Here is a 13,643-nt window from a genome sequence, read left to right as displayed (position 1 = left end):
TAATGACTCAACCTTTAGAAAATATACCTGAGGTAAATGAGGGAGCAGGGGCAATCCCCCTGCTCCCTTTGCGTGATATTGTAATTTTCCCAGAAATGGTCACTCCGTTATTTGTTGGTCGGCCTCGATCAATTAAAGCTCTGGAAGAGGCGATGGAGGGGGAGCGACATATCTTTCTTGTTGCTCAAAATGATTCTGATATTGATGAACCTGTCAAAGAAGATCTTTATTCCGTTGGTACTATTGCAAAAATTTCTCAGCTGTTAAAACTTCCAGATGGAACCGTTAAATTACTTGTTGAGGGAGTCAGTCGTGCTACGGTCGACCGTCTTATTGAACAAGATGATTATACTCTCGTTACTTACGATGAGATCGAAGAAATCCAAGCTGATACACTCGAGGCAGAAGCACTTGTTAGAAGTGTGCGGGCATTGTTTGAAGCCTATGTGGGTTTTAGTCGAAAAATACCCTCTGAGGTTGTTGCAGCGGTTGAAAATGTCACTCTTCCTGGTGTGTTGGCTGACACCATCGCTGCACATTTGAGTTTAAGGGTTGATGAAAAACAAGAACTGCTTGAACTTGTCGATGTTAATTCTCGGCTCGAATTGCTCCTTGAGTTGATGGAGCGCGAACTTGAAATTCTTAAAATCGAGCGTAAAATACGCAAACGAGTTAAGGGTCAGATGGAACGGACGCAAAAAGAGTACTATTTGAATGAGCAGATGCGTGCTATTCAAAAAGAACTTGGTGATAAGGACGAATTTAAGCAAGAGATAAAAGAGCTTGAAGAGCTTATTACAAAGCGCAAGATGTCCCAAGAAGCGACAGAAAAAGCAACTTCGGAGTTGAAAAAGCTCAAGATGATGTCGCCGATGTCTGCTGAAGCAACAGTCGTGCGTAATTATATTGATTGGTTGGTAAGTTTACCATGGCAAAAATCAACGCGTGATAGTGCTAACCTTGAACGTTCTGAAGCTGTGCTCAATAAGGACCACTATGGCTTAGAAAAAGTCAAAGAGCGGATACTCGAGCATCTCGCGGTTCAAACTTTAGTTAAAAAAGTTAAGGGACCGATTTTGTGTCTTGTTGGTCCTCCTGGCGTTGGTAAAACCTCACTTGGCCAGTCGATTGCTAAAGCAATTAATCGAAAATTTGTTCGAATTTCGCTGGGCGGTGTACGAGATGAGGCTGAAATTCGTGGTCATCGTCGTACCTATATTGGTGCTATGCCCGGAAAGATTATCCAAAGTATAAAAAAATCAGGGGTGCGTAATCCTGTTTTTCTTTTGGATGAGATTGACAAGATGGCGACCGATTTCCGCGGAGACCCATCTTCTGCTTTACTAGAAGTTCTTGATCCAGAACAAAATGTGACATTTGGCGATCATTTTCTTGATTTGGATTATGATCTTTCACATGTAATGTTTATTACCACTGCCAATTCTTTGCAAGGAATACCGTCTCCATTACTTGACCGGATGGAGATTGTTCAGCTCGATGGCTATTCTGAAGATGAGAAAACACATATTGCCCGTGGACATTTAATTGATAAGCAATTAAAGGAACACGGTCTGGCAGAAAAAAATGTATCTTTTTCACCGGCTGCCCTTACTGAAGTTATTCGACGCTATACTAGGGAGTCTGGAGTACGTGATTTGGAGCGGCGTATAGCCGCGATTTGCCGTAAAATTGCTCGACAGATGCTGAATTCAAAGACAAAAAATAAAAAGTGGAGTGTTGGGGTTAGTCAAATCCATAATTATTTAGGTGTCGCTCCTTATAGTTATGGCCTTAAAGATCAAAATCCACGCTGCGGTGTTTCAACTGGTTTGGCATGGACTTCTGCTGGTGGTGAGATTCTGATGATTGAAGTTCTTAAGCTAGCTGGACAGGGAAAATTAACCGTCACAGGTAAGCTTGGTGAGGTGATGCAAGAGTCAGCACAGGCCGCATTTGCATATGTTCGTTCACGCTGGAATGAATTAGGTCTTGAAGCTGATTTCTATCGTACCGTAGATATTCACATTCACGTCCCAGAGGGCGCTATACCGAAAGATGGTCCTTCTGCTGGCATTACGATTGCGACGGCCTTAGCGTCTGCTTTAACGGGTCGATTTGTCGATTGTAATTTAGGCATGACGGGTGAGATAAACTTACGTGGTGAAGTGTTGCCGATTGGCGGTCTTAAAGAGAAGATTTTGGCTTCTCGTCGTGCTGGCCTTGAACGCATTCTGATACCAGCTGAAAATAAACGCCACCTTAGTGAAATACCACCAGCAATCCGAAACGGGCTTGAAATTATTTGTGTTAAACATATGGATGAGGTTTTGGCACAGGCTTTGCTTTAGAAATCCTGTTTGCTTAACGTTGTGTCACACAAATGTAAATCACAAAATGTTCTGTGTAACTTACGTTTAGCACTTGTACTCATCATTTAACTTTGCTATAACTGGCGCGTCTTCAACAGACGCAAAAACTTATCGATAACTTGGAGGTTACACGTGACGAAAACTGAACTGGTAAATGCTATTGCAGAGAAATCCGAATTGAGCAAGTCTGATTCAGAGAAAGCTTTAAAAGCTTTTGTAGACACGGTCACAGAGGTACTGCAACAAGGTGACAAGATTGCTATGGTTGGTTTTGGTACTTTCAGTGTTGGTGATCGTGCTGCACGTGTTGGTAAGAATCCACAGACTGGTGCCGCAATCAATATTCCTGCTGCTAAGGTACCTAAATTTAAAGCTGGTAAGGCTTTGAAGGACGCTGTAAATTAAGTTGTAAAAAAGCGCTGTTAGATGTGAATTAACCCTTTACATCGAGAAGTTATTCTGTTACTTTTCAGCGCGTTGATCAAGTGGGGCTGTAGTAGAGTCGGTTACAACATCGGCCTGTCACGCCGGAGGTCGCGGGTTCGAGTCCCGTCAGCCCCGCCATTTGATCACCAGTTAATATGGGCGAATAGCTCAGCTGGGAGAGCATCGGTCTTACACACCGAGGGTCACAGGTTCGAGCCCTGTTTCGCCCACCATATTAAGTACGGGGCTGTAGTAGAGTCGGTTACAACATCGGCCTGTCACGCCGGAGGTCGCGGGTTCGAGTCCCGTCAGCCCCGCCATTATAAAAAAAGGAAGTGGATAATTATCCACTTCCTTTTTTTGTGTTTTATTTAAGAACTATTTTGAGGTTAATTATTAATAAGTAGCTCTATGTGCTCAATATATGCCTCAGCTCCACCCCGTCGGTAGCCTGTCATTGAAACAAGTTCTCCTTTAGGGTTAAGTAGTGCGACAGAAGGAAATCCTCGTACTCTGTATTGTCGAGAGAGTTCTTCATTTTTTAATTTCTGTTCTTTCGACTGTTTTTTTCGTTTTGGGAAATCGACTAGTACCATGACGAGATTTTCCTCGGCATAACTTTGAAATTGTTTGGTATTGAATACTTCTTCATCTAGCTTAATGCACCAATGGCACCAGTCGGAACCACTAAAACTCACAAATATAAACTTGTTTGTTTCGATTGCTTCAATCTTTGCTTGCTCTAGGTCTTCTGTCCAATTTAAATCACTTGCAAGGATTGAACTTGGGATCAGTAACAGTAATGCCAAACATGCCATTATCATCTTTTTGTACATCTAATTCTCCTTTTGAAGGGTGTACGTGTTGTCACATACTCTTTGGTCATAATTTATTCTCTCTTTTTGCTGCCATTGTTCCGTTGGAACCCCGATAGGCAGGATGATTTGGATTTTTTTCTCCGCAGGGATATTGAGTAGTTTTGCAATCTGTGCCGCGCGATTTTCAACGCGCAGCCAGCCGTCAATCCAAACGCTGGCATAGCCGAGTGCTGTAATGGCTAATAGCATGTTTTCCGTAGCTGCCGCACAATCTTCAAGTTGGAAATTGTAACCTTCATATATTTGTTCGGGTTGATCATCAATGATGCAGGCAATCATAGCTGTTGCTTGGTTCATTGTTTGGTTGGCAGGGTGAAGTGCATTTAGTTGTTGAATGACGGTAGGATCGTCAATGATGATAAATTGAGTTGTTTGTGCATTTTTTCCTGATGGTGCACAAATCCCTGCTTCGACAATCTTACGTAAATCGTGTTGTTTAACAGGTTGGCTTGATAATGGACCACGATAACTGTGTCTTTTTTTTATAACTTCAAATAAATCCAAAATTTCCTCCATTTAAAGTTAAATAATAACATGGTTACTTGTTACAATCGAATGGAGTTTTGATGAAAAAAGGGCTATCTGTTGATAGCCCCTTTATTGATCTTACTGTTTGTTATAGTTTGTCAGCATTTTTAGCAAGGTATTCGGCAACACCTGTTGGAGTCGCTGTCATTCCACTGTCCCCCTTATTCCAGCCAGCGGGGCATACCTCACCGTATTCTTCAAAAAATTGTAAGGCATCAATCATGCGGATCATTTCATCTATGTTGCGACCAAGGGGTAGGTTGTTGACGACTTGGTGTTGCACAATCCCTTTCTGGTCAATGATAAAGGATGCGCGCAGGGCAACACCTGCATCGGGGTGCTCAATGCCGTAGGCTTGGCAGATCTCGTGCTTGATGTCCGATACCATTGGAAATTCTACTGGACCGATCCCGCCGTCCTCAATAGCGGTGTTGCGCCATGCGAGATGGGTAAATTGTGAGTCAACTGAAATACCAACAACCTCAACGCCGCGTTCTCTGAGTTGTTCAACTCGGTGGTTGTGGGCTATGATCTCTGAAGGGCAAACAAATGTGAAATCAAGGGGCCAGAAAAACAAAATAATATACTTCCCTTTGAGCTCACTAAGCTTAAAATCTGGCACGATAGTACCGTCGGCGAGAACGGCTGCAGAACAAAAATCAGGGGCTTCTTTTGCAACAAGTACGCTCATATTGTTTCTCCTGTTCTTTGCACTTTTTACGTGCATTTATAATGAAGTGAAATCTGTCTATAATGCTAACTACATTTAAGAGAATATCAAGTATGACCAATGTGGTCAACAATTAATGTTTTGCAAGTGAATCACGTTGACCAAAAAGTGCTGGAAGCTTACATTGTGTACCTTAAAGTTCTTATTTTGAAGGATATATATTATGACAAATAATAGTGAAATGACATCATCCGTCGATAAAGCCGCTCAACTTGCTGCTATGCGTTGCTTAAGTGGCCGTAAAAAATATCAATATCTCATTGCTTCCGCGAATAATACTGAGCTTGTACAAAGTATTCCTCCGCAGGAGTTGTTTTTGTTGATAAAGGAAGTTGGTATCCGTGATGTTACGGATCTAATCGGTCTCGCAACTCCAGAACAGATCACACTGTGTGTTGATATGGATTGCTGGATCAAGGATGAACTAGATACAGAGGAATCTCTACAGTGGATTCAGTTACTCATGCTTCAGGATGAAGAGGAATTCTTACGTCTTATTGAGGGTGTTGATTTTGAACTATTGGTAATGATGGTGAAGCGCCAATTGACGATTTTGACTGGTATGGAATCATTGTGTGATGATGAAGACCTCATGGCGGAACGTAAGCGTTTTGATCAGGTTTACGATTGTGACTATCGTAATGACGATGTGGCAAAGATCATGAGTGCCTTTCAGGATATCTTATTTCGTGAGCGGCAAGAATTTTTCTTGCGGGTGATGGAAGCTGTACGACATGAATTTGACCTTGCGTTGCAAGAGGATGTGTTTGTCGCACGCAAGGGCCGACTTGAAGACCTTGGTTTTGTTGAGTCTTTTGAAGCGCGCTCGTTGTATAGTTATGTTGATCCCACAACATTTAATCCAGACCATCATTCTAATGCGCAGTGTGTTTATTCCGTTCACAATACTGGATTTGAACCACCAGCATTCATGTTGACGATTACTCAACCTCAGGATCTTCTCGGTGAGCTATTGTCTGGTAATGTGAGTTCTCAACTCGGCCATGATTTGAGCTTTTTACTGAACAGAGCATTGAGTGCCGACAATGTTGATTTTGGTGACCCAGATCAGGTTCGTCAAACGATGGAAGGGGTGTACCATACTTTAAATATTGCTTTAGGCTATCTTTGCGGAGCTGATTTATCTCAAGCCGACACGCACTTAAATGGAGTGTATCTGCATCGACTTTACCAACTAGGCTTTAGTTTAACGGTAAACCAGCGACGTCGTGCTGAAAAAATCAAAACAACACCAATTGGTGCGTACCTTGATGGACCAGATGCCGCGCTCATCAGTGCCTTGTGCCAACCTAAGCCGCAATTTTACCATGGACTGATTGATCCAACTCGTGCAGATTCACGCCCTTTTCATTCGTGGGCGGAAGTCCAACAGGTTCAAAATGAATTGGAATATGTCGAGTTGTTGCAGACTTTGTTTAGTGAAAAAGGATTGTTTGCACTGCCTTCCCATGATGAATTAGATCTTGATGGTTGTTCACCTGGTGAGCCAAGTGAAGTGACCTTGTCAGAGTTGTTTTTGACCGCTCTTGCAAATCAAGTCATGGGACGAGAGTTTAGTCCTCAACCAATCGCTGTCGATGAATTATTAAGCTTGCAGCAAAAAATATCGCAAGAGGATGACACGTTTGAGTCGTTACGCCAACAGACCTGTGATTGGGTTGAAGGTCAATTCGCTGGCACTGAGTCATTTGTCAATTTTTGTCTTGATATCTGGCAATATGAATTTAGCGGTTTAGAGGTTGATGAACTGAATGAACAACACATTGGTGGTTTATTGATCCGCCTTTAAAACATCCTGATCGTAAGCATCGCTGATATGTATTATGTCAGCGGTGTTTATGATCCGTTCAAGAATACGCATCTTTTTTCCTGTTCCAGTTAAGTAGAAAAAGAGGTGTACCCGCCGTTTCTCTATTTCACCGTTATTTTCGCCACAATGAAACCACGCTGCAAAAAATTGCAATTTAACACCTAGGCCTTTGAGGGATTCACGCTGTTTATTCACGTTGTGTTTAACCCATAATTGCTCAGTATCAGATAGATCGACGTTGAAAAAAGAGGGTGCTTTACTGAGAATAATACGTTCACTTAAGGCAAAATCACGGCAAAGAGTTTCGGTTACCCCTTCTTGACGTGCTTCGGGGATAGCGACCTGTATAAATCGTGCTAACTGCTCATATATCTCTTTTTGACTTAACGGGAAACGGAGAAGACCTTCATTGTGCCAAAATTCTTCAAGTGCCGCTAATCCATGAGCCATGCTGCCGAAGTGTTGTTTTAATTGCGCGATGAAACGCTTACCACGGTTACTGTTCCAGGTAATATCGAGTAATCGACTAATACCTCTTACACGTTCAAGGGCATTAAAGTCCATGTCTGGCGTGCTTACAGTGCGATACGGAGGGTTGGGGTCAAATTGAAGCCCTAACTCTTGTGCTTGAAGGCGTAGTGGCGCACCTGGAAGAAGTTTAACGGTTTCAATTTGTAGATGATTTGGGTCAAGATCCATCACATGATCAATGCCGTTAAGCATTTGGGTAAATGTTTCGCCGGGTAATCCAGCGATCAGGTCTAAATGAAGGTGGATTTTGGTGTGCTGTAGCAGAAAACGGACATTGCTCTCTAGTTGTTCAAGTGGCGCGTTGCGCTGAATTCTCTTAAGTGTTTCGGGTAGAACAGACTGTACGCCGATCTCGAATTGAAACATATCCTCTGGAACCTGTTTGAGGAAGTTTAACGTTTCGTCATTGAGAAGATGTGCGCCAATTTCGAAATGGATGTGACTACAGCGGTTGTGTTTTAAGATGAATTTAAATAGGTGTAGTGCCCGTTTCGTATCGTAATTGAAAGTGCGGTCGACCAGTTTTATCTTCGCCGTCTCATTATCTAGTAGCCACAATAGATCACTTTCGATCCGTTCCATTGAAAAAGAACGAACGTTATCGTCAAGTGCACTCATACAGAAAGCGCAACGGTATGGGCAACCTCGGCTGGTTTCGTAGTAAACAAAACCACGAGTACAATCCATAAGGCCGTTCTTGTAAGGCGAAGGAATGCTATCGAGATCAGTCAGGGTAGGGCCGTCCTCACCGTGAAGTAGGGTCTCGTTGTTGCGCTGTATTACGCGGGGGATGGCGGATATTTCGCTCTCCGTATGCCACTGTTGGAGAAGGTCGTGTAGCGGTTGTTCACCTTCTCCGCGAATGATGGCAGTAATCCCCGCGTGCTCACGCCATAGATGATCGTCTTGCTCAAAACTAATTTCAGGGCCACCGAGAACGATCCGCTGATGCGGATTGATTGCATGTAATGCATCCACCACTTCAAGGGTCGCGGTTCTATTCCAGATGTAAACGGAAAAGGCGATCACATCAGGTTGTTGGCGCAACAGTTCGGAGATAATGTTTTCACGTGGTTCGTGGATGGTGAACTCAGCAATGGAGAGTTCGCCGCATCTCTTTGATGAGCAAAAGCTCGCCAAGTAAGGTAAGGCGAGGCTCGGATGAATATATTTACTGTGTAATGTCGTCAATAAGGTTTTCATGCCGGTTAGTTTAACCGACTGCATCAACTGTTTGAAGTAAATTCCTGAAATTTAACATAATATTCTGAATAAACGATGTTGCTATGACGCATTTTGCGGTAGCATGTAGGTTTGAAATGAAAGGATTAAGATGAAACACTCTAAAACAATATATATGCTAGTCGCGACCCCTGATGGTGAGGTCTTTGAACATCCCGAGCTATTGATGGCAGGGATGAACGGCATGACCGTTTGTCGCCCCGGTATTGATGAATTAATACCGTTACCTGAGGGGAGTCGTCTGTTCACGGTTCCCAATACGCCACCGATTGGTTTTGATGCCAAAAGGGGGAGTTTTGTTACTGCGACACACTTGCCACGTAGTTGGGGTGGCGATAAAGTTGAAGCGGTCAGCGCTTTTATGGCTCCTGCGTACACTCGAACTCTGTTGCCTGCTGCGAGTTATCAAAAGAAGCGCGAAATCCTCCCATTGTGGGCCTATACGGCTGTGGGTTGGTGTGTTGAAGAGGAACGTTTCTATGTTGCTGCGCAACAGGTTGATCGAAATGTTCAGTGGGAGCCTGACCATTTTGATGACCGTGAGGTTGCACCAGGAGTTGATCGCTATTTAGCCCAATATCCTGACAACCGATTGTTGCAGCAATTATCACGCTGTGCTCTTGATTATCACTGTTTTGCAGCTAAAAACCTCTTTTTGGGTCGCTGGGAAGCTCCATTACCCACCTCTCCAGTGTGTAATTCAAGTTGTCTTGGTTGTTTATCTTATCAAGCTGAAGAGAATGAATGTTGTCCATCCAGTCAGGAGCGTTTAACCTTCGTACCAACTGTGCAAGAGTTATGTGAGACCGCTATCCCTCACTTAGAACAAGCTGAAAATGCCATTGTCTCTTTTGGCCAAGGTTGCGAAGGTGATCCGATCATGCAGTCCGATACAATCTGTCAGGCGGTGACAGAGATGCGGCGTAAAACATCGCGCGGAACAATCAATTTCAATTCAAATTCGTCATTACCAGACAAAGTTGAATTGCTGGCAAAGTCGGGCTTAGATTCGATCCGTGTGTCACTGAACTCGCTTCGTGAACCTTTTTATAGCGCCTATTATCGTCCACGTGGTTATCAGTTTAACGATGTGTTAGAGTCTTTGAAATGTGCGAAAGATCAGGGCCTCTTTGTGATGTTGAATTATTTGGTTTTTCCGGGAATTACCGATCAGCAGGCTGAAATCGATGCGCTGGTAAAAGTGATTGATGACGGTCAAGTTGATTTGATTCAAATGCGGAACTTGTGTCTAGATCCCGTTATGTATTTTCAAGCAATGCCAGATGGCGACAATGGTATCGGCATGAAAAATATGCTTGATCAAGTGAAGCAACGGGTACCAAAGATTCAATACGGTTATTTTAACCGCACTAAGGATAATTTTTTTCCGCAAGGTTTTGAAAGTGATTGGCCAATTCGTTAGTTGATTTGGCTGAGGAGTTTTGATCGTTTACCGAATACAGTGTTTGGGAGTTGAATGATGAAATTACGATTTATGGTTGGTCTCATCGTGTTGTCTGTGTTGATTGGTCAGCTAGTTTGTGCTGAAACGCGTTATGTGTCAGATCAGTTGGTGATTACGTTGCGTGAGGGTATGGGAAATCAATTTAAAGTGATCAAAACCTTACCGACGGATAGCCGTTTAGAGGTGTTATCTGAACAGGATAACTATTTGTATGTTCAGGCTGAAGATGGTGTCGAAGGTTATGTCCTTAAACAATATATTTCGAGTAAAAAACCCAAAACGATGACCATTGCTCAATTAAGAGCTGAGCTGGCAACGGTAAACAAAAAATTGACGGATTTGCTTCAATCGGCGGCTGGCTCAGGCAAAAAATTGCAAACTTTTCAGGACCGCACTGCTGAGTTGAGTGAGGCGTTAAAATTGAGTGAAGAGCTTCTGGAAACAACGAAAACCGAGTTGCTTGATCTGCAAGTTAAGTCTGAAAATGTTGTGCTAATTGATGAAGAGCGGCAACGGTTAAAGACTGATTTAAGTGCTGTCCGCAAGGAATTAGAGCATTTTCGTCAAGAAAACCATTCGATGCTCAATGAGGCCATGATTAAATGGTTTCTTGCTGGTGGCGGCGTGATGTTTTTTGGTTGGATTGCGGGGAAGTTTTCTCGTAAAAAGAAACGGGGCTTGGGCAGCTTTTAGTATCAGTCAAGACTGGGGCGTGCAACGTTATCGCCCCAGTGAACGCTTAGAATGCTGCTGATTGCTATGTTTAATTGATACAATGGCATTTTCTACGATTAATAAATAGTGAGTTGCCGTTGGTTTTGCTATTTTCCCTTCCCCACAAACGAAGTTAGTTCATGTTCGCTGCTTTGACTCTGCTTACCATCGTAATGTGTGGCACCGATTGATAAACTGCTGATCGCATAGAAAACGGTCACACCTATCTCTGAAACCAACTTGAGTTCCGATTCAAGTTGGCCATCCATTATTGAAATATTTATTTCACTCGAATTAATATTGATGGCAGGTTCTGCCTCATCTAGCTGCTATAAAAATGGTTTTATGTTTGGATGCTATGGGCTGATGGTTAAATAAACGGTTGACAATTTATTTTTGTCGAATATGCTATGTACACTTGCATTAAGAGAGGCATAGGTGTTTTACACTGAATGCCCGGCAACCTGACAACCAAGGTGCCAAGCTTGTTCCAGCGTAAGCGGAATGGCAATGCGCCCCGAAAGGGGAACGTTGAAGATGATTTTATTCATTGAGACAGATCATCTGTCACACCATTCATACTTTTCTAGTATCGCTTACAGCCTCTCTTGCGTTTAACTTTCATCAGAGAGGATGAATCATTATGAGTAAGCATATCGAAACCCAAGTTCTCCACGCCGGTTATCAATCAGACCCAACAACGTTAAGTCGAGCTGTACCCATCTATCGTACCAGCTCGTTTGAGTTCAAGAGCACTGAACATGCGGCGAACCTTTTTGCTTTAAAAGAAGCGGGTAATATCTATACGCGGTTGATGAATCCAACCACGGACGTTCTTGAGAAACGTGTTGCTGAACTTGAGGGTGGTGCGGCGGCATTGGCATTATCCTCTGGCACCAGTGCTATTTTTTATAGCATTATCAATTTGGCCCAGCATGGCGATGAAATTGTTGCCTCAAGTAATTTATACGGTGGCAGCTATACCCAATTTAACGATATTTTGCCGCAATTTGGTATTACCGTTAAGTTCGTTGATCCTTCAGATCCAGATAACTTTGCTGCCGCAATAACAGATAAGACCAAGGCCATTTTTACTGAAGTGATCGGCAATCCAAAGCTCAATGTCGCCGATATTGAAGCGTTGGCAACTATTGCTCACGATCATGGTTTACCGCTCATAGTTGATAGCACGTTCGCAACCCCTTATCTGTTACGGCCCATAGAGCATGGCGCTGATATTGTCATTCATTCGCTGACAAAATGGTTGGGTGGTCACGGTGCTGGCATTGGTGGTATTGTTGTTGATGCAGGTACCTTTGATTGGACCACGGGAAAACACCCTTTACTAAGTGAACCCGATCCAAGTTATCATGGTATTCGCTATGCGACCGATTTAGGTGATCTGAATCCTGTTGCTTATATTGTCAGAATGAGGTTGGTTCCTTTGCGTAATCTCGGTGCATGTATTGCTCCTGATAATTCGTGGTTTTTTCTTCAAGGAATCGAAACTTTGCCGCTACGGATGGCTCGCCATAGTGAAAATGCATTAGCTGTAGCCCGCTATTTGGACCAACACCCACAGATCGATTGGGTCCGATATCCAGGTCTTGAAAGTGATCCCTCATATGGTCTTGCCAAAAAGTATTACACTCGAGGTTTTGGTGCGATGGTGGTTTTTGGAATTAATGGCGGAGAGCAAGCGGGACGATCGTTTATTGAAGGTCTTGAGCTATTCTCCCATCTTGCGAATGTTGGCGATGCTCGAAGTTTGGCAATTCATCCGACTTCGACGACCCATGCTCAGCTAACAACAGAGCAGCAGGCTTCTGGTGGAATAACACCTGAATTGATTCGTCTTTCGATTGGTGTTGAACATATTGATGATATTTTGGCTGATTTAGACCGAGCGTTAAAGGCTTAATAGCGTCTTAATTTGTAATAGAAAAGGGTGGGGCTGGTGATCATATCCTGATCACCAGACTCACAGTAATTATTTATGGCTTTATCGATATACCCATCTAAAATTGTTTTACCGCAAATTTCTCCATCTTCACCGCTATTGTTTGATTTTATGTGTCAACGTTTTGAAAAAATAGCCAAGGAAATATGGCAACAACGATTTTTAGACGGTAAAATTCTCGATGGAAATCAGCAACCGCTGTCGATTGATGCCCTCTATGTGCCACAGAGCACCATTTATTATTTTCGTGAAGTTGTTGCTGAGACACCAATTCCTTTCTACGAAGAAATACTCTACCAAGATGAAGAGCTTTTGGTCGCGTGTAAGCCCCACTTTCTACCCGTTACACCTGGTGGTCGTTTTGTTAAGGAATGTCTCGTTTACCGGCTGCGTGCGGCGACGGGCAATGATCATGTCGCACCATTGCACCGTTTAGATCGCCATACTGCAGGACTGGTGATGTTTTCGATGAACCCAGAGACACGTGGACACTATGGGGCCCTGTTTAGTCAGGGGACAATAACTAAAAAGTATTTGGCCATGGGCCATTATCAAACACCATCGGCTCAGCAATCATGGGATGTTAAAAATCGCATTGAACCTGGGCAGCCGTGGTTTTTGCGCCATGTGGTTGAGGGCAACACTAACGCTCACTCGACGATTTATCTGGATCAAACGCAGCAGGGCAGGGCACGTTTTGTCCTCTATCCACATACCGGTAAAACGCACCAATTACGGATTCATATGAGTGACTTAGGGTTTCCCATTGTCAATGATCTCTATTATCCAACATTACAACCCGAGCAGGTGGATGATTTTGAACGACCTCTGCAGCTCATTGCCAAACAACTGCAATTTAAAGATCCCTTGACGGGAAAACAGCATCAATTTGAATCCAATCGCGAATTACGGTAAAATGAAAATATCTTTTTGATTTTTTTAGAGCAATGATGCTTTGAAAATAAGAGA

11 protein-coding genes, 3 tRNA genes and 1 riboswitch are annotated in these 13,643 nt (G+C 43.2%); of the genes, 10 read left to right on the top strand and 4 right to left on the bottom strand.

The features are described 5' to 3' along the window. Positions 1-2 precede the first annotated feature (2 nt). The 5 genes from lon (at position 3) to ACZ5KY_RS13580 (ending at position 3,115) form a co-directional block, all read left to right on the top strand. Entirely contained in the window at positions 3-2,348 is a 2,346-nt protein-coding gene (gene lon / locus ACZ5KY_RS13600) for an endopeptidase La (protein ID WP_464244436.1), read from the top strand. 153 nt (positions 2,349-2,501) lie between these two features. Next, positions 2,502-2,774, top strand: a complete 273-nt coding sequence (locus ACZ5KY_RS13595) for an HU family DNA-binding protein (RefSeq protein WP_464244435.1) — start codon at positions 2,502-2,504, stop codon at positions 2,772-2,774. A gap of 82 nt (positions 2,775-2,856) precedes the next feature. Next, positions 2,857-2,933 (top strand) — tRNA-Asp (locus ACZ5KY_RS13590). Between the two features lie 19 nt (positions 2,934-2,952). Beyond that, positions 2,953-3,028 (top strand) — tRNA-Val (locus ACZ5KY_RS13585). A gap of 10 nt (positions 3,029-3,038) precedes the next feature. Next, positions 3,039-3,115 (top strand) — tRNA-Asp (locus tag ACZ5KY_RS13580). Between the two features lie 69 nt (positions 3,116-3,184). Here ACZ5KY_RS13580 and ACZ5KY_RS13575 read toward each other — a convergent pair. The 3 genes from ACZ5KY_RS13575 to ACZ5KY_RS13565 form a co-directional block, all read right to left on the bottom strand. After that, a complete protein-coding gene (locus tag ACZ5KY_RS13575) occupies positions 3,185-3,631 on the bottom strand; it encodes a thioredoxin family protein (RefSeq protein ID WP_464244434.1) in 447 nt (148 codons plus the stop codon). Continuing rightward, entirely contained in the window at positions 3,632-4,177 is a 546-nt protein-coding gene (locus ACZ5KY_RS13570) for a nitroreductase family protein (RefSeq protein WP_464244433.1), read from the bottom strand. A 112-nt stretch (positions 4,178-4,289) separates the two neighbouring features. After that, positions 4,290-4,892, bottom strand: a complete 603-nt coding sequence (locus ACZ5KY_RS13565; RefSeq protein WP_464244432.1) for a peroxiredoxin — start codon at positions 4,890-4,892, stop codon at positions 4,290-4,292. Positions 4,893-5,094: 202 nt separating this feature from the next. Between ACZ5KY_RS13565 and ACZ5KY_RS13560 the strand changes: the two genes are divergently transcribed. Then, entirely contained in the window at positions 5,095-6,741 is a 1,647-nt protein-coding gene (locus ACZ5KY_RS13560) for a DUF6178 family protein (RefSeq protein ID WP_464244431.1), read from the top strand. Here the strand turns inward: ACZ5KY_RS13560 and ACZ5KY_RS13555 are convergent. After that, positions 6,724-8,496 (bottom strand): B12-binding domain-containing radical SAM protein, encoded by a 1,773-nt coding sequence (locus ACZ5KY_RS13555; RefSeq protein ID WP_464244430.1) that lies wholly within the window; start codon positions 8,494-8,496, stop codon positions 6,724-6,726. The two genes, ACZ5KY_RS13560 and ACZ5KY_RS13555, sit on opposite strands and share 18 nt — an antisense overlap. Before the next feature lie 130 nt (positions 8,497-8,626). On the opposite strand from ACZ5KY_RS13555, the gene ACZ5KY_RS13550 reads away from it, so the two are divergent. From ACZ5KY_RS13550 to ACZ5KY_RS13535, 4 genes are all read left to right on the top strand, one after another. Beyond that, positions 8,627-9,958 carry a radical SAM family protein gene (locus tag ACZ5KY_RS13550; RefSeq protein ID WP_464244429.1) on the top strand — a complete coding sequence of 444 codons (1,332 nt, stop codon included), beginning with the start codon at positions 8,627-8,629 and terminating at the stop codon, positions 9,956-9,958. Between the two features lie 57 nt (positions 9,959-10,015). Continuing rightward, the gene (locus tag ACZ5KY_RS13545; protein WP_464244428.1) at positions 10,016-10,693 is read left to right on the top strand and encodes a TIGR04211 family SH3 domain-containing protein; all 678 of its coding nucleotides are present in this window, start codon (positions 10,016-10,018) and stop codon (positions 10,691-10,693) included. A gap of 436 nt (positions 10,694-11,129) precedes the next feature. Next, positions 11,130-11,257: riboswitch (SAM-I-IV-variant riboswitch) on the top strand. Between the two features lie 100 nt (positions 11,258-11,357). Next, positions 11,358-12,635 (top strand): O-acetylhomoserine aminocarboxypropyltransferase/cysteine synthase family protein, encoded by a 1,278-nt coding sequence (locus ACZ5KY_RS13540; RefSeq protein ID WP_464244427.1) that lies wholly within the window; start codon positions 11,358-11,360, stop codon positions 12,633-12,635. 75 nt (positions 12,636-12,710) lie between these two features. After that, entirely contained in the window at positions 12,711-13,589 is an 879-nt protein-coding gene (locus ACZ5KY_RS13535) for a pseudouridine synthase (RefSeq protein WP_464244426.1), read from the top strand. Positions 13,590-13,643: the final 54 nt, after the last annotated feature.

It is taken from the genome of Desulfuromonas svalbardensis, assembly GCF_055389415.1.
The sequence above is the reverse complement of the archived record's forward strand: the minus strand, read 5'-3'. Positions and strand labels throughout refer to the sequence as shown.